The organism is Thalassospira sp. NFXS8 (genome assembly GCF_040148805.1).
GTDB lineage: Bacteria > Pseudomonadota > Alphaproteobacteria > Rhodospirillales > Thalassospiraceae > Thalassospira.
Window position 1 is genome coordinate 148,801 of sequence record NZ_JAGEMF010000006.1, and the last position, 17,029, is coordinate 165,829.

General features: G+C 53.6%; 15 protein-coding genes. 8 read left to right on the forward strand and 7 right to left on the reverse strand.

Annotation, left to right across the window (positions count from 1 at the left end; all coding sequences use genetic code 11):
- Positions 1-131 precede the first annotated feature (131 nt).
- Together J4E05_RS22545 and J4E05_RS22550 are read left to right on the forward strand one after the other, a co-directional pair.
- Complete coding sequence (locus J4E05_RS22545; protein ID WP_085587663.1) at positions 132-506, forward strand: CidA/LrgA family protein; 375 nt, start codon at positions 132-134, stop codon at positions 504-506.
- Positions 506-1,231: an LrgB family protein gene (locus J4E05_RS22550; protein WP_085587662.1), complete on the forward strand. Its 726-nt coding sequence runs from the start codon at positions 506-508 to the stop codon at positions 1,229-1,231. Before J4E05_RS22545 ends, J4E05_RS22550 begins: the two co-directional genes overlap by 1 nt.
- Before the next feature lie 24 nt (positions 1,232-1,255).
- On the opposite strand, the gene J4E05_RS22555 is transcribed toward J4E05_RS22550, so the two are convergent.
- The 5 genes from J4E05_RS22555 to J4E05_RS22575 form a co-directional block, all read right to left on the reverse strand.
- A complete protein-coding gene (locus J4E05_RS22555) occupies positions 1,256-1,732 on the reverse strand; it encodes an NfeD family protein (protein WP_349600397.1) in 477 nt (158 codons plus the stop codon).
- Between the two features lie 114 nt (positions 1,733-1,846).
- Positions 1,847-2,824: an SPFH domain-containing protein gene (locus J4E05_RS22560; RefSeq protein WP_085587659.1), complete on the reverse strand. Its 978-nt coding sequence runs from the start codon at positions 2,822-2,824 to the stop codon at positions 1,847-1,849.
- 187 nt (positions 2,825-3,011) lie between these two features.
- Positions 3,012-4,715 (reverse strand): methyl-accepting chemotaxis protein, encoded by a 1,704-nt coding sequence (locus J4E05_RS22565; protein WP_349600399.1) that lies wholly within the window; start codon positions 4,713-4,715, stop codon positions 3,012-3,014.
- A 253-nt stretch (positions 4,716-4,968) separates the two neighbouring features.
- Positions 4,969-5,709, reverse strand: a complete 741-nt coding sequence (gene truA / locus J4E05_RS22570; protein ID WP_349600401.1) for a tRNA pseudouridine(38-40) synthase TruA — start codon at positions 5,707-5,709, stop codon at positions 4,969-4,971.
- 84 nt (positions 5,710-5,793) lie between these two features.
- Positions 5,794-7,014, reverse strand: coding sequence for an argininosuccinate synthase (locus tag J4E05_RS22575; RefSeq protein ID WP_085587654.1), 1,221 nt, complete (start codon positions 7,012-7,014; stop codon positions 5,794-5,796).
- Between the two features lie 492 nt (positions 7,015-7,506).
- On the opposite strand from J4E05_RS22575, the gene J4E05_RS22580 reads away from it, so the two are divergent.
- Positions 7,507-8,223 carry a M48 family metallopeptidase gene (locus J4E05_RS22580; RefSeq protein WP_349600404.1) on the forward strand — a complete coding sequence of 239 codons (717 nt, stop codon included), beginning with the start codon at positions 7,507-7,509 and terminating at the stop codon, positions 8,221-8,223.
- Between the two features lie 106 nt (positions 8,224-8,329).
- On the forward strand, positions 8,330-8,962 hold the full coding sequence (locus J4E05_RS22585; RefSeq protein ID WP_349600407.1) for a LysE family translocator: 633 nt from the start codon (positions 8,330-8,332) through the stop codon (positions 8,960-8,962).
- An 18-nt stretch (positions 8,963-8,980) separates the two neighbouring features.
- On the opposite strand, the gene J4E05_RS22590 is transcribed toward J4E05_RS22585, so the two are convergent.
- Positions 8,981-9,886: a LysR family transcriptional regulator gene (locus J4E05_RS22590; protein ID WP_085587649.1), complete on the reverse strand. Its 906-nt coding sequence runs from the start codon at positions 9,884-9,886 to the stop codon at positions 8,981-8,983.
- A gap of 147 nt (positions 9,887-10,033) precedes the next feature.
- On the opposite strand from J4E05_RS22590, the gene J4E05_RS22595 reads away from it, so the two are divergent.
- The 4 genes from J4E05_RS22595 to argE are packed head-to-tail and all read left to right on the forward strand — an operon-like array spanning position 10,034 to position 14,296.
- Positions 10,034-11,023: a Bug family tripartite tricarboxylate transporter substrate binding protein gene (locus J4E05_RS22595; protein ID WP_085587754.1), complete on the forward strand. Its 990-nt coding sequence runs from the start codon at positions 10,034-10,036 to the stop codon at positions 11,021-11,023.
- Between the two features lie 35 nt (positions 11,024-11,058).
- Complete coding sequence (locus J4E05_RS22600; protein ID WP_085587647.1) at positions 11,059-11,583, forward strand: tripartite tricarboxylate transporter TctB family protein; 525 nt, start codon at positions 11,059-11,061, stop codon at positions 11,581-11,583.
- 12 nt (positions 11,584-11,595) lie between these two features.
- Positions 11,596-13,086 carry a tripartite tricarboxylate transporter permease gene (locus J4E05_RS22605; protein WP_349600411.1) on the forward strand — a complete coding sequence of 497 codons (1,491 nt, stop codon included), beginning with the start codon at positions 11,596-11,598 and terminating at the stop codon, positions 13,084-13,086.
- Between the two features lie 25 nt (positions 13,087-13,111).
- Entirely contained in the window at positions 13,112-14,296 is a 1,185-nt protein-coding gene (gene argE, locus J4E05_RS22610; RefSeq protein WP_349600414.1) for an acetylornithine deacetylase, read from the forward strand.
- A 285-nt stretch (positions 14,297-14,581) separates the two neighbouring features.
- On the opposite strand, the gene J4E05_RS22615 is transcribed toward argE, so the two are convergent.
- Positions 14,582-16,459: a transglycosylase domain-containing protein gene (locus J4E05_RS22615; protein ID WP_349600417.1), complete on the reverse strand. Its 1,878-nt coding sequence runs from the start codon at positions 16,457-16,459 to the stop codon at positions 14,582-14,584.
- Positions 16,460-17,029: the final 570 nt, after the last annotated feature.

A 17,029-nucleotide genomic window follows, 5' to 3' on the forward strand; every position in this document is an offset into this window, starting at 1 on the left:
GCCTGTGCCAAAAATGCACGGGCGTTTTTCATTATTAATAAAAGTTATCGGCAGCAAAGCAGGGTATGTCACAGTAAGAAATTGAAAAACGTGACCACGATCACAATAAACGAAATATCGGGAGGCCAAAGATGATTGCCGCATTTGCCCTGATCCTTGTTTGCCAGCTTTTTGGCGAAGTCATATCCGAACTGTTCAGCCTGCCGGTACCCGGCCCGGTAATTGGCCTGGGGCTGTTGTTTATTGGCCTGCTGATCAAACGCAAACCGCCCAGGGAACTGACCGATGCGGCCGATAATTTGCTGATGCATTTTTCGTTGTTATTTGTGCCCGCCGGTGTTGGCGTTATCACCCAGATAGACCGGTTAAAAAGCGACTGGCTGCCGATTGTGGCGTCGCTGGTGATTTCCACCTTGCTAACCATCGCGGCCACCGCATTTTTGATGTCAAAATTACTGCCCCGGGCCCCGGCATCGCCCGATACGCAAAATGAAGGGGCCAAATAATGGAACCGGCTGATCTGACACAATTATGGGTTTATCTTTCGACCAAACCACTAACCGGGCTGACGATTACACTGGTTGCCTATGCCATCGGTTTCTGGCTGTATCAAAAAAGCGACCGTAACCCGGTTTGCAACCCGGTGGTCATCGCCATCGCCATTATTGCCGCCATCCTGCATTTCACCGGCACACCCTATTCGGTGTATTTTGACGGCGCACAGTTTGTTCACTTCCTGCTTGGCCCGGCCACCGTGGCCCTTGCCGTGCCGCTGTTTCGCCAGATGGAAACACTAAAACGCGCCCTGCCAGTGATTATCTTTGGCGTACTGTTCGGGTCGTTAATGGCCACCGCCAGCACCGTTGCCATCGCCCATATGCTGGGTGCCAGTATGGAAACACTGGCATCGTTGGCGCCAAAATCGGTTACAACCCCGGTGGCCATGGGCATTGCCAAGGAAATTGGCGGCGTTCCCGCGCTTACCGCTGTTTGTGTGATTGTGACCGGCATTGTCGGCGCCACACTTGGCCCCGCTGTAATGAACCTTGTCGGCTTAACCGACTGGCGCGCCCGTGGTTTTGCCATGGGGGTGGGCGCCCACGGTATTGGCACCGCACGTGCCTTTCAGGTCAACCAAACCGCAGGGGCATTTTCGGGGTTATCGATGGGGTTAAACACCATCGCCACGGCCCTGACAGTTCCGTTTTTGTGGCATTGGCTGTTTGGATAAGGATGGACAATAGCAGTCGCAAAATTACCGCGAAACCACTTCACCCTGCAAAATCGTGCCTTTAATTGCGGTTATCCGCACCTGATCGCCTGCCTTTAACAATTGGCCGACATATAACCGCCATGTAGTGCCATCCAGCACCACGCGGGTTTCACCGTCGGTCATATCATGGGGCAGGGTAATGATCCGGCCGCGAAATTGCTGTTCTCGCTGGTTTAAACCCGTTGATTCAGCGTTGTCGTCATCGCCTTTGGCGTTGATACGGCGCATAACCCAGCGCCGCCCGGCAAAGGTCGCAACCACCCCGCAAACGGCAAAAACCAGCAACTGGATTTCCAGGCTCATGCCGCCAAACAGAAGTTTGACAATACCGGTGAGAGCCGCGGCAAACGCCACCCATAAAAAGAATACCCCCGGTGCCATCACTTCAAGCACTAGCAAAATGGCGGCCAAACTCCACCAATGCCAATACGTCACCCCCGCCGATATCAGAAAATCCACCTTGATTGGCCTTTCATGGTTAACGCAATGACGATAATGGGGGCATCATGGCGCAACAAACCGCCTGATGCCCCGATATTGGCAATCACCACTCAAAAGCAGTGAACAGAACCGTTATTTACCACCCCACGGGCCAGGCCGGGCATTTGAGGCACCAGTTGCGCCGGCAGCACCGCCATCCCCGCCCAGATTGCGGATCAGTTCGGTAACACCGCCAATGGAACCGACAACACCCGACGCATCAAGGGGCATAAACACCAGTTTGCTGTTGGGGCTTGAGGCAATTTGCGACAGCGATTCAACATATTTCTGGGCAACAAAGTAATTGATCGCGTTAATGTCACCGTCGGCAATCGCCTTGGACACCACCATTGTGGCTTCTGCTTCGGCCTGGGCGGCACGTTCGCGGGCTTCAGCATCGCGAAAAGCAGCTTCACGGCGACCTTCAGCTTCCAGAATTTTGGACTGTTTTTCACCTTCGGCCCGCAAAATGGCAGCTTCGCGTGATCCTTGCGCTTCAAGGATTTGCGCACGTTTTTCACGTTCGGCCTTCATCTGACGGCCCATCGAGTCCACCAGATCACGCGGCGGGGTAATGTCCTTAATTTCCACACGGGTAATTTTAAGGCCCCACGGGTCAGTCGCGCTATCGACCACGGAAAGCAGCCGTTCGTTAATCTGATCGCGCTGGGATAACAGCTGGTCCAGATCCATCGAGCCAACCACGGTGCGCACATTGGTCATGGACAGGTTCAGGATCGCCACTTCCAGACGGTTAACCTCATAGGCGGCACGGGCTGCGTCAATCACCTGGTAAAAGACCACACCGTCAACCGTGACCATCGCGTTATCCGACGTAATCACTTCCTGCGATGGCACATCCAGCACGCTTTCCATCATGTTCATTTTACGGCCGATCCGGTCGATCAGCGGTACAATGATATGCAGCCCCGGCCTAAGGCTCCGGGTAAAACGGCCAAACCGTTCCAGTGTGTATTGATACCCCTGCGGGACAATCTTCACACTTTGCAGAATAATAAAGACTGCCAGCACAGCAACAACGCCAGCAAAAATCGGAAAATCGAAGGGCATCTGGGTATTCCCTGAAATGTTTACGGCGAAAGCCAACAAAGGAATAGGACCGCACCACAGTAACCACAACCCTTATTTGACGGCGTCTTCGCCAATCCCACTTTGCCCCCGTTACACAGTGAACTGGCGCACAAAAAGCTGGCAACGTTTCCATTGCCAGCTTTTTGCCATTCGCAGTCCGGTAATTCTATTCTGCGCGCAAACGTTCCAAAAACTCGCCAACTTTGGTTTGCAGGGTTTCAATCCGTACCGAAAGATCGGACATAGAATGTTCCAGTTCACTTGCGGCTGTGCCACCGTCGCTGGCGGCATGTAAAACAGCATCAATCGTTTCAACCACTTCGGTTGATCCGATAGACGCACTTTGCGCACTGGATGCAATTTCATTGACCGCGGTGTTCTGTTCGGCCACGGCAGTTGAAATGCCGCCGGTAATGCCACTGATCGAGGCAATGGTCCGGGTGACCTTTTCAATCGCTTCAACCGTCAGGCGGGTTTCACTTTGGATCGAGCCAATCTGCTGGGCAATTTCATCGGTTGCCTTGGCAGTCTGATTGGCAAGGTTCTTAACTTCCTGTGCCACCACAGCAAAACCCTTGCCCGCTTCACCCGCACGGGCGGCTTCAATCGTGGCATTCAGGGCCAAAAGGTTGGTCTGGGCAGCAATCTCATTAATCAGGCTGACCACTTCGCCAATCCGCTCGGCGGCAACGGCAAGGCCGCTAACCATTTCATTGGCCCGCGAGGCTTCATCTACGGCTGTTGTCGCAATCGAGGTCGAGTCTTCAACCTGCCCGCCAATATTATTGATCGACGCCGAAAGCTCTTCGGTTGCTGCTGCCACCGTTTGGACATTACGCGCGGCATCCGTGGCGGCATTGCTGACATTCCGGCTTTGTTCAATCGAATGATTGGCCGATTCACTCATTTGCCGGGCAGATCGCACCATGCCTTCTGTTGCCTGGCGAACTGATGTAATAATTTCACCTACAGATGCATCAAGTTCGGTCGCCAGCACATTGCGCTGGTCGCGGCGTTCAGCCGACGCCTTGCGTTCGGCAACCAGTTTGGCATCTTCGGCCTCCCCAATTCGCTGGGCTGCTTCGCGCCAACGCAACAGCCCCTTTGCGATCACGCCAACTTCGTCCCCACGATCAGTATGGGGCACTTCGGCCGAAAAATCGCGCCCGACAAACTGTTCGATCGTTTCGCCCAGTTCATGAAATGGCCCCAACTGGCGGCGCAGCAAAATGGTCAGCAAAATCGCCGCGATCACGGCAACAATAATGCCGGCAATCACAATTCGCATGCCAATAGAACCCGATACCGCTGCTACTTTGGCCTTTGTAATACCAACATACAAAATACCCTGCACGGCACCGGCGGTATTAAAGATCGGCGTATACTGGGTGACATATTCCTTGCCCAGAATCAGGGCTTCCCCCCGAAAGGTTTTACCCGACGTTACAGGCTGATAGGCCGCACTGCCATTTCCCAGAAACGTGCCGACGGCGCGCGTGCCATCCGGCTTGATGATGTTGGTGGAAACACGAATGAAGTCTTTCTTGTCGGGAACCCACTGAAACACGGTTGCCGTTTCACCGGTTGCGGTTCCGATTTTGTCGATCATGGCGTGGGACGACAAATCGGGAATTTCGGGCATCACCAGCCGCGTTGTCTCGCCAGATTTATCAATGGTAACCTTAAGGTCCGGACTTTCGTTCTGAAAGATCATTGCCGCAACACGCAGGTTCAATTTCTGTGATTGAAGGCTGGTATCGCTAACCTGTTGCTGGACGCGCTGCATGATGACGCCCCCCAGCAGCATAATCCCCACAATCAGAATCACTACCGACGCCGCAGTGACTTTAAAGACAATGCTATTTTTCATCTCAGAGGTCTCTCCCATTCTTGCCCCCCTTTACGGAAACCTGCTCGAAGAATGACGAAAAGATTGCCGGGGCTCTTTTACCTATTGGGATCAGGCAGATGCATCACAATACAGGAGAAGGAAAAAATTTCACACACGCAAAAGAAGAAACTTCCGAAAAATTGCCATTTTTCAAATGATTACCATTCTAAATTAGAGGGGTTCCACAGAAAAGCTGCCTGGTCCGGTGCTGAAACCCGCCTTACGGCGAATGCTAGTATTCCACCCGAACAAAATACAGACCGTCTGCCGGGGCTGTTGGGCCACCCGCACTTCGACGTTTGGCCTCCAGAGCCTTCTTCACATCAACGGGCTGCCAGCTTCCCTTGCCCACAAGCACAAGGGTCCCCACCATATTGCGCACCTGATGATGCAAAAAGGACCGGCTTTCGGCATAAATGCGCACTTCTTTATCCGCACATGCCACCACCTCCAATCGCTCCAGCGTTTTTACCGGGCTTTTGGCCTGGCATTCGGTGGCGCGAAAACTGGTAAAATCGTAGGTGCCAACCAGATGTTGGGCGGCTTCATTCATGGCGGAAATATCAAGCGGCTTATAAACCCCCCATGCCAGCCCTGCTTCAAAGGTCAACGGTGGCCGGCGGTTAATAATCCGGTACATGTAATAGCGTTTTTTCGACCCGAACCGGGCGTGAAAATCCTGATCGACCATTTCGGCACTGATCACAGCCACTGGGGCAGGTTGCAAATAATGGTTCAGGGCGTTCATCACCGCTTCGGCGGAATAAACCTTTTCCAGATCAAAATGCACCACCTGGCCCAGCGCATGAACCCCGGCATCGGTCCGCCCCGACACATGAACGCGAACAAATGTTTTCACCAGCTTTTCAAGGGCTGCTTCAAACACTTGCTGAACCGAAATGACTTCATCCTGATACTGCCAGCCATGATAGGGGCGACCATCATATTCGACAGTGCATTTGTATCTTTGCATCGCGTGTGTCCGGGTCCTTAAAACAGAACGAGGGGTGCCAGACACCCCTCGTTCCAAATAGTCGGTTCCTGTCGCCAGCAGCGATTATTTAACGCTGTTACGATCAAAACCAAGACGCAAACGCAGGGCGTTCAGCTTGATAAAGCCTTCGGCATCGCGCTGGTTGTAAACGGTGTCGGCTTCAAAGGTCACGTGGGCTTCGGAGTAAATCGAATTAGGCGATTTACGACCGGTCACGGTGACGTTGCCTTTGTACAAATCAAGGCGAACAACGCCGTTAACCGTTTTCTGGGTATCGTCGATCAGGCGCTGAAGGGCCTGACGTTCCGGCGACCACCAATAGCCGTTATAGATCATTTCGGCGTAACGCGGCATCAACTCGTCTTTAAGGTGACCTGCATTACGGTCCAGCGTGATTGATTCCATTGCACGATGTGCGGTTGCCAGAATGGTGCCGCCCGGGGTTTCGTAAACACCGCGCGATTTCATGCCAACATAACGGTTTTCCACCAGATCAAGACGACCGATACCGTTTTTACCGGCAACGTCGTTTAGCGCGGTCAACAAGGTGGCCGGGCTCATGCGTTCGCCGTTAATGGCAACCGGGTCGCCCTGTTCAAATTCGATTTCAATCGTGGTGATCGCATCGGGCGCGTTTTGCGGCGATACGGTGCGCACGAACATGTTTTCGTCCGGCTTGCCCCACGGGTCTTCCAGTGCCTTGCCTTCATAGGAAATATGCAGAAGGTTAGCATCGGTTGAATAGGGGGGTTCATCGCCACCGGCTTTGTCAGCCGAAATCGGAATCTGATGCTTTTTGGCGAAATCAAGCAACATGGTGCGTGAATTCAGATCCCACTCACGCCACGGGGCAATCACCTTGACGTCGGGCTTCAGCGCGTAATAGCCCAGCTCGAAACGAACCTGGTCGTTACCTTTACCGGTCGCACCGTGCGAAACGGCATCGGCCCCGACCATTTCAGCGATTTCGATCTGGCGTTTGGCAATCAGCGGCCGTGCGATCGAGGTGCCCAGCAGGTAAACACCTTCGTAATGGGCGTTGGCGCGGAACATCGGGAACACATAATCGCGTACGAATTCTTCGCGCAGATCCTCGATGAAAATTTCTTTCACGCCAAACATTTCGGCTTTTTTGCGGGCAGGTTCCAGTTCCTCGCCCTGGCCGAGGTCGGCGGTAAACGTAACGACTTCGCAATTATATTCTTCGCGCAGCCATTTCAGGATAATGGAGGTATCCAGCCCGCCCGAATAGGCAAGCACCACCTTTTTAACCGGATTGCTCATGCTGTGACGCCTTTCTTCTTCCGATGTTATGCCGGGGCAGCGTGGTTTCGCCGTCATCCCATGTCATCACGGGAACCCAAACGAAACATTCACCAAATCTGGACCATGGGTCCAGACCTGTTAATATAAGCACACTGGTCAATCAGATTTGTACGGATGCGCGAAGCAAAATCGCCGGAAGATATACATCTTTCAAGATTTTGCGACAAAGCAGCCTGTACAAATCTGATCGATCCGAAGGACACCTGTTATGATCGCGACCTCCTGCGTCAAATCCCTTGACCGGGGGTGCGCCCGCTCTGCGGGCTTTTTCTTGTATTTCGCGACCATGACAGTTGCCAGTGTACCCATATTAACAGGTCTGGACCCTGGACCTTGCGCGCGGAGTATAGGAAAACCCATGTAACGGGCAAGGGCCAAGATGCACCTACCGGTAAAAACGCGTAAATTTGGCGTGCTTTTTTAACAGATTCGGCGATTATCCACACCAATATGGCAAATAACATCGAAGAAACCGAAATTGACCTGCCGCGTTTGGGGCCTGTGCCCGTGCGCCTGCGCATCAGTGCGCGCGCGTCGCGGCTTAAATTGCGGATCGATCCGGGCTTCGATGGCGTGGAAGTCGTCGTTCCCAACGGTATATCGCGTAAAACCGCCCTTTCGATGCTGCGCCAGCATATAGACTGGATCGAAGCGCACCTGTCGCGCCTGCCCGACCGGGTTTTGTTTGTCCCCGGCGCGTGGGTGCCGTTTTTGGGCAATGAACATGCCATTCGCGCCGTGCCCGATGCCAAACGCGGGGTTTGGGCGGAATCGGGCGTCATCTGGGTTTCGGGTGCCATCGAACACAGCAACCGACGAGTCGCCGACTGGCTGAAAAAACAGGCCAAACTGGAAATAGCCCCGCGCGCCCATGCCTATGCCGAAGAAATCGGCAAAAAAATCAACCGCATTTCGATCAAGGATACCCGCACGCGCTGGGGCAGTTGCTCGTCGGGGGGTAATTTATCCTTTAGCTGGCGGCTGATTTTAGCGCCCGAAGATGTGCTGGATTATGTCGTTGCCCACGAAGTGGCCCATTTACAGGAACTTAACCACAGCCCACGTTTCTGGAAGGTGGTTGACGACCTTTACGGGGCCTCGGCCAAACAGCAACACTGGTTAAAACGCAACGGTTCAGGGCTACACCGTTTTGGTGCGGGCGAGTAATCAACCCCCGGCTTGGCAAATTTCTATACCTGCGGCATTTTGACAGGCTGTTGCTTTTATAAAAATCACCCACCCGGTATCCCTCGGCCAACTTTAAGGACAGACCGTGCTCATTCCGCTTGAAACATTGCTGGTTTTTATCCCAACGGCCCTTGCCCTTAATATGACGCCGGGCAACGACATGCTGTTTTGTTTGGGGCAAGGCATTAAATCGGGGCCACGGGCGGGGCTGGCGGCAAGCTTTGGCATTTCGACAGGGGCGCTTGTACATACATTGCTGGCTGGATTAGGGCTGGCGGCTTTGCTTGCGGCCCATCCGGTTGCCTTTCAAATGCTGCGCTGGGCCGGCATTTCCTATCTGGTATGGCTGGCATTCCAGGCGTTTAGAAACCGAAACGATACATTAAAGGCCACCGAAACCCGCAAAGGATCGGCCATTCGGGCGTGGCGCGACGGCATCGTGGTTAATTTGCTGAACCCGAAGATCATTGTTTTTGTGCTGGCGTTTTTACCGCAATTCGTCGATCCCGCACGCGGATCGGTATTGCTGCAATTCCTGCTTTTGGGGGTTATCCTGAATATCGGCGGCACCATCATTAACTGTCTGGTTGGTGGCTTTGCCGGAAAGCTGGGGCAGTTTTTGGCGCGTTCGGCCCGCATCGCCCGTACATTTCAGGTTTTTACCGGCTGCGTTTTTCTGACACTTGCCGCCAAGCTGGCCTTTGACCAAAAGGCATAAAACCCGATACTGGCGTGGTTAAAGCACACATCCTGCATCGCGCAGATGCGGCAATTCGTCGCGCAGAAACGCCAAAAAACTGCGCTGCACGTTTGATAATTCGCGGTTGGCATGAAACACCGCCACATCCCACGAAATTTCCGGGGTCAGGGGGCGCGCCACCACCCGGTCCTGATCGACCAGCAAGGCGGCAAACGGATCGCTGATCGCGATACCGACATTACGTTCTACCAGCCGGGAAATGGTGCGCACCGTGCGTGCCTCGACCGCGATATGGCGCAAGCGCCCGGCAATTTGAAAAATATAATCAACCTTGGTACGTAGCGGACTGCCGTTGCTAAGCTCGATAAATTTTTCGCCGCGCAGCAAATCAATATCAATGGTTTCAAACCCGGCAAGGCGATGATCGCGCGGCATCAGGCAAACAGCGCGACATTTGGCCAGGCGCATCATCGCTACATCGCGATCCATCAGGTCCAGCGTAATGCCAATACCCAGGTCGCAATTTCGCGATGTCACCATTTCCAGTATGCCTTCCATCCCGGAATCGGTGATGCTGACCGACACGTTAGGGTGTAACGCCTTGAATTTGGCGATAACATCCAAAAGATAGGTATCAACATATATCGGCTGGGCGGCAATGCGAATGCTGCCAAGCTGCTGGTTGGCAATGGCCCGCGCACTGCTTTCAAGGTCGCGAAAACCGTTCAGGGTGCGCAATACCGTGTGATGGAACTGGACGGCCTCCTCGGTTGCAACCAGTTGGTTGCGTTTACGGATAAACAACGCAAATCCCACCGATTTTTCAAGGTTCGCCAACATCCGGCTAACCATTGGCTGGCTGATATTCATCGCCTCGGCCGCTTTGCTGACGGTGCCATAGGTCATGAAAGCATTAAAACTTTCCAGTTCACGCAAATTCATGCCACCCCCTCTGCATAGGTTTCAGTATTTACATAAGTAATACTGAAATTAATTTTTTGCTTCAATAGTTATAGTTTGCCATGTTTCAGACACAAAACAAAAAGCATCACTTGGCAATAACGCCACCACCTCCAGGGAGACATGAAAATGTTTCATCATCTGAAGAAAGCTGCACTGGGTGTTGCAGCCCTTGCGGCCGCAACGGCATTCACGTCCGCAGCACAAGCTGATTCCTACCCGGAAAAAGCCATTACTCTTGTTGTTCCTTATGGCGCTGGCGGCGCCTCTGACCTTGCTGGTCGTGCGCTTGCAGAAACTGCGCGCAACTACACCAACGAACAGCCGGTCATTGTTGTGAATAAAACCGGTAATGGCGGCATGAACGGCGCACGTTTCGTCACCGAATCCGACCCGGACGGTTACACCCTGTTGTTGTCGCGCGTTGGCATGGCACTTTACCCCGCTGTTTATACCGACAGCCCGGTTGCCTGGAACGATTACACTTTCCTTGGCATTCTCGAAGCAACCCCGATGATTTTGGCTGTTAATGCCGAATCCGATATCAAAACGGTTGATGACCTGCTTGCCAAAATCAAGGAAAGCAACGGTGCAACCACCTATGCTGCATCCGGCCCGACCGCGATTGACGGTTTTTCGGTTCAGGCACTGCTTTCTGATGCCGGTCTTGACCCGTTAAGCGCATCGACCCTGGTGCCCTATAAAGGCGGCGGAGCATTGGCAGCGGCCCTTTTGGGTGGCCATGTTGACTTCCTGGCCATTTCGGCCGGTTCGCTGATGCCCCACATCCAGGCCGGCAAAATGCGCCCGCTGATGGTTTATGCCCCGAAACGTATGGCTGATTTGCCCGACGTTCCGACGGCAAAGGAACTGGGTTATGCCACCGCAGCACAGGTTGGCGGCTGGAGCGGCCTGTACGCGCCGAAGGGCCTGCCGGAAGATGTTGTTGCCAAATGGAAAGACATTCTGGGCAAGGTTGCGACCAACGAACAATGGCTTGATCTGGCGGCAAAACGCGGCTCCATCTCGGTTATCGGTGATGAAGATCCGTCAGCCTATGTCGAATCGCAGTTCAACCTGTATCATGGCCTGGCCAAGAAATTTGGCTATATCCAGTAAAATTTTACCCCGTTTTTAGGATGCGAGGCGGAACCATGATCCCCAACCGCGATTTTTATACCGGACTGGTAGCAACGGCATTTTTTGCCCTTGTTCTGTTTGTTCTGATCCCGGTTTATGTTCGGGTTCCGTCCTTTATTCCGGGGTTTGCCCCACCCCCTGACATGTGGCCCCGCGTTATTGGCTGGGTCGGCCTTGTTATGGGGGTGTTGGCCCTGGGTCTGGCGGTGCCGAAAATGCGCCGCCGCTCCAGCGACCAGATTACATCGATTGGTGCCTATCTGTATGCCAACCGTATTTTTGTCTATCGTTTCATCTGCATGATCATTGGCTTTACCGCCTTTGTTTATCTGATGCCGAAAATCGGTTTTCTGACCGCAACCATCGTGTTGCTGGCCTTCCTTTTCATCATGACCGGCGATTTTTCGCGCAAGGCATGGATGATCGGGCTGAGTATTATTTTTCCGATTTTTCTGTATGTGGTTTTCACCGAAATCACCCACACCCCCTTCCCGCACGGCAAATGGTTTTCCCTTGCCCGTCTGCTGCATTTGATCTGACGAGAAAACACCATGTGGAATGAATTGCTTGGCGCCTTTGCCGCTGTCGCAACCCTGCCCAATTTTATCGTTATGGCTGCCGGGATCTGGGGTGGAGTCATTATTGGTGCAATCCCCGGCATGACCGGCACAATGGCCGTAACGCTGGCCCTGCCCTTTACCTTTTATATGCCGCCCGTCACCAGCCTTTTGCTGTTGGTTGCCCTCTATAAAGGGTCCACCTATGGCGGCTCGATTTCGGCCATCCTGATCAAAACGCCGGGTACCGCATCGGCGGCCTGTACCGTGCTGGACGGTTACCCGCTGGCCCGTGAAGGCAAAGGCGGCAAGGCGCTCAATATGGCGCTGGTTTCAAGCTGTATTGGCGACTTTATTTCCAACATCTCGCTAATCTTTCTGGCCGCCCCGCTGGCGATTTTTGCCCTGCGTGTGGGCCCGCCGGAATATTTTATGCTGATGGCGTTCTCGCTAACCATTGTCGCCAGTATTTCCGGGCGTTCGCTGCTGCTAGGCATTGTTGCGGCCTGCCTTGGCCTGTTGCTGGCAACCGTTGGCGAAGATATGTACGGGTCCTTCCGTTTCGCCATGACCGAAGATATGAAAAGCGGCCTTGGCGTTGTGCCGGTTCTGATCGGTCTGTTTGCCCTGCCCGAAATGCTGAAACTTGCCGTTTTCCGCCCCGAGGAAAACACTCAGGCCATGAAACTGGGCGACAACCGCCTGACCATGAAGGAATTTCGCGGTAGCCTGAAATCCATCATCCGGGGCAGCTTTATCGGCGTTATTCTGGGTGCCATTCCCGGTATTGGCCCGTCAACGGCGGCGTTCTTTTCCTATAGCGAAGCGCGGCGCACCTCGAAAAATGGCGACCGGTTTGGCGAAGGCGAACTTGAAGGCATTGCCGCATCTGAATCGGCCAATAACGGCTGCTGCGGGGCGACCATGATCCCGCTTCTGGCCCTTGGCGTTCCGGGTGACGTGATTACCGGTGTGATGCTGGGTGCCTTCATGATCCACGGCCTGACCCCCGGCCCCCTGTTATTCCAGAACAATATCGGCGAAGTTTATTCGCTGTTTATTGGCATGCTGTTTAGTTCGGTCTTCCTGTTTGTTGCCGGTAAACTGACCGCCAGCGGCTTTGCCAAAATCTCGCGCATTCCGCAGCAATTGCTGCTGCCCTGCATCGTTATTCTGTGCGTGTTTGGCATCTATTCGGTGGCATCCAGCCCGTTTGACGTGGCCGTGCTGTTGGTCATGGGGATTGTCGGCTTTATCATGATGGTGCTGAACATCCCTGCCGCCCCGTTCCTGATCGCCTTTATCCTTGGCCCGATGTTTGAAGACAATATGCGCCGCTCGCTGGCGATTTCGCGCGGTGACCTTGGTGTTTTCTTCCAGTCATGGATTTCCTGGGGCTTCTTTGCCCTGACCATTCTGTTCGTGGCCCTGACCATTCGCCGCGAATGGCAAAAATGGCGCAGCACTGTGCGCGCCGCCAATTAATTCGAGACACGAGAAGCTGAAAAAAATGACCCAGACAAACATGTCCCGCCTGCACCTTGCCATTGATATTCTGGGCAAGCTGGTGGCGTTCGACACGACCAGCAAGAACTCGAATCTCGGTCTCATTCGTTATGTGCAGGATTACCTTGCCCAATACGACATTGAAACCACGCTGTTTTATGATGAAACCGGTGAGAAGGCCAATTTGCTGGCCACCATCGGCCCCAAAGACGTGCCCGGCATTGTTTTGTCAGGCCATACCGACGTTGTCCCGGCCCTTGAAAAAGGATGGGTCAGCCCCGCCTTTGACATGACCGAACGCGACGGCAAACTGTTTGGCCGTGGTACTGCCGACATGAAAGGCTTTGCCGCCTGCGCGTTGGCGCTAATCCCGGAACTCGTCAAACAGGATCTGGCGATCCCGTTTCATTTGTGCCTGTCTTACGATGAAGAAGTGGGCTGCCTTGGTGTTGGCAGCATGGTGGATCATCTGGCAAAAATTGATCATCCGCCGCGCCTGGCTGTTATTGGCGAACCGACAGAAATGAAGGTGATTAACGGCCAAAAGGGCAAATATTCCATGCGTGTGACCGTTACAGGCACCGCCGGGCATTCGTCCTTTGCGCCCCATCACGTCAATGCCATTGAATATGCCTCGCGTGCCATTGCCCTTATTTCCGATGTCGCCCGCGAATTTGAAACCAATGGCCCGTTTGACCCCGATTTTACCGTGCCGCACAGCACGATGCTGACCACCACCATTTCTGGCGGTACAGCCACCAATGTGACGCCTGATTGCTGCGAGTTTACCTTTGAAATTCGCCACCTGCCCGACCACGATGCCGCCAGCGTAATTGAACAGATCAAGGCCCGTGTGACGGAAACGCTTGAAACCGAAATGAAAGCCCGCGAAGCCGATACCGGTTTTGAATGGGAAGAAATCTTTCATTATCCGGGCATGGGTGACTGCACCGATGCCGAAAGTTTTGCCTTTGTCCGTAACATCATCGGCGAAGTTTCCGGCAAGGTTTCCTATGGGTCCGAAGGCGGGATCTTTGAGAAGCAGGGCAATATTCCGTCCATCATTTGCGGCCCCGGCTCGATCACACAAGCCCACAAACGCAACGAATTTGTCGAGATATCCCAACTCGACGAATGCCTGGCTTTCCTGGAGAAGTTGGGTCATCAGGCGGTGAAAACCCCGTCCTGATCCGGCTTTGATAACGTGACACCCCCTTGATCTGCATGCACGACACCTCCCCGCGTCCACCCCAGATCAAGGCGCTTATCAAGGTCTTTCCAGCGGTTCCGGATTCTCCCTTTCGGAACTGTTAATGCCTTCCTTGGGCCGGATTGTCGCCAACCGACATCCGGCCTCTTTTTTCGATACATGTGCCGGCACAGGCCATAAACATACCCGCCACAATCCTGCCCCTAAAAAACAGGCAATAATGTAACCTGTCGCTGGAAAGTTATCATCACGATAGGTCTATGGCTATTTGTGCCCGCCGCTAAAGCCGGAATTAAACTTTTTCCAGCTATCGTCCTCGCCCATACGGATGGCCCGCATCAGGGCCGCCTTGCCCAATGACCGCACCGGCAAATCCTGATGGGCGTGCAACATAAAGGATTTCCACATATGGGCGGGTAAACCACCCCCTGTGACTTCGTCCATCGGTGATCCGTTATCATTGCCCATCCACACACCGGCCACCAGATCGGCGGTATAACCAACAAACCAGGCATCGCGATAATCCGATGTGGTACCGGTTTTACCCGCAGCCGGGCGGTCCAGCAGGGCATTTTTCCCCGTACCCTTCGCCATCACGGCCGCCAGCATATTGTTCATTTCACCAGCGGTAACCGGGTTTAACACGCGCGTTAAATACCCGCCTTCGCGTTCATACAAAACCTTGCCATCCTGGCCAACGATCCTGGTGATGGCGTGGGGAATAATATTAAAGCCACCGTTTGACACGATGGCATAGGCCGATGTCATTTCCAGCAATGTAACTTCGCTGGTCCCCAGGGCAAGGCTGGGTTCGGCTGGCAGGTCGGACGACACACCCAGCTTGTGGGCAATATCAATAACCTTGTTCAGGCCGGTTTTCATTGCAACTTCAACCGCAATGGTATTGTTCGATGTTGCCACCGCGTCACGCAATGACATCGTACCATGATGCTGACGGTCAAAGTTGCGCGGGCTCCAGCCATTAACGCTATAGGGTTCATCGCGCATCCAGTCATCGGCGCGCATTTCATCTTCCAGCGCGGCCAGATAAACAAACAGTTTAAACACCGATCCGGGCTGGCGTTTAGCCTGTGTTACCCGGTTATACTGGCTTTCAAAAAAGTTCTTCCCCCCGACCATCGCGCGGACGGAACCATCCGGCGTCATGGCAACAAGGGCCGCCTGACCGGCCCTGCGCTTTTCGGCCTCCTTGCTGTCCAGCACCCGGTTAACGGCGTCTTCCGCTGAACTTTGTAAGTTGGAATCCAGCGTCGTATACACCACCATATCCTGGTCGTGATACCCGACATAGTCGGTCACCCGGTCCAAAATCCAGTCGGTAAAATAGCGCACATTCGGCCCGCCACGCGCCACATTCGCGGTTGTCACACTTTTATACTGATTGGTGCGGGCCTGCTGTTTGCTGATCACGCCGGTATCAAGCATTGCATCGATCACCTGATTGGCACGTTTGGCCGCCTGAGCCGGGGCCACAAGCGGGTTATAGCGGCTGGGCGCCTTGGGCAGCCCAGCCAGCACAGCCGCCTGATACAGCGTTAACCGTCGAGGATCGACACCAAAATACTGCCGTGATGCCGCGTCTATCCCGTAAACGCCCGACCCGAAATAAATACGGTTCAAATACAGCGACAGAATTTGCCGTTTGGAAAATTTCACCTCCAGCCACAGCGACAATAAAACTTCTTCCACCTTGCGGCCATAACTGCGCTCGGGTGATAAAAACAGGTTCTTTGCCAGCTGCTGGGTAATGGTGCTGCCGCCCTCGGCAATGTGCCCCCGCCAGATATTGGTTACAAGCGCACGGGTTATGCCAATAAGATCGATACCGAAATGATGATAAAACCGCCGATCCTCGATCGAGACAAAAGCCTGACCGACATAATCGGGAAGATCACCGACCTCAACCGGGTGACCATAACGATCTCCGTAATTCGCCAGATTTACCCCGTCGAGGCTCATGATACGCACCAGCGGCTTGCGCTGGGTTGCAACATCAAAATCAATTTTGCTGGTTAAATCATAGCCGTAATACGCCGTAAGCCCGCCACACAGCACCACCGCCCAAACGGCCAGAACCATCATGATCTGCGCCAACAACATCGGACGGGGTACAAAGGACATCAGGATCGCGCCAAAAGACCGTTTTTTTCCCCCACGGCGACGTTTACGCGAAGACGACTGGCCCGAAGAGCTACGCGATGCCCGACGTCTGGGTGCCGGAGATGAATTACGGGTGGGTCGCTTCGCCAAAATCGTCCTCGAAACCTGAAAAACACGGGGATGGGCACGTAATTTACCGTCCAGAACGGGGAAAATCCGCCTGTTTGGCATTTTGCAAGCATAGGTAAACCATTACGCACCGCGCTATCAATAAAACATCATTTTCCTAAGAAACCATGTTTTATAAACACGCTCAGACAGGCAATAACACGCATCTGATGAAGACAAGCCCCAAAAGCCGAAACCGGACGGCTTAAACGGCATAATCACCTGCCAAAGTCCTGAAGATTTTTAAATCCCCTGTTTATGCCCCATACCCCTCAAAACGTGCGCAGCTTAACACAGACGATCCAGGGGTTGTTCAAAATTTGAACAATTAAACCCTGACACAACAACATGCGAAATACTCACACGCCAACACGCCACCCGGTACGATAAAAACACCGCAATAAACCAAACAAAACAGTCCCG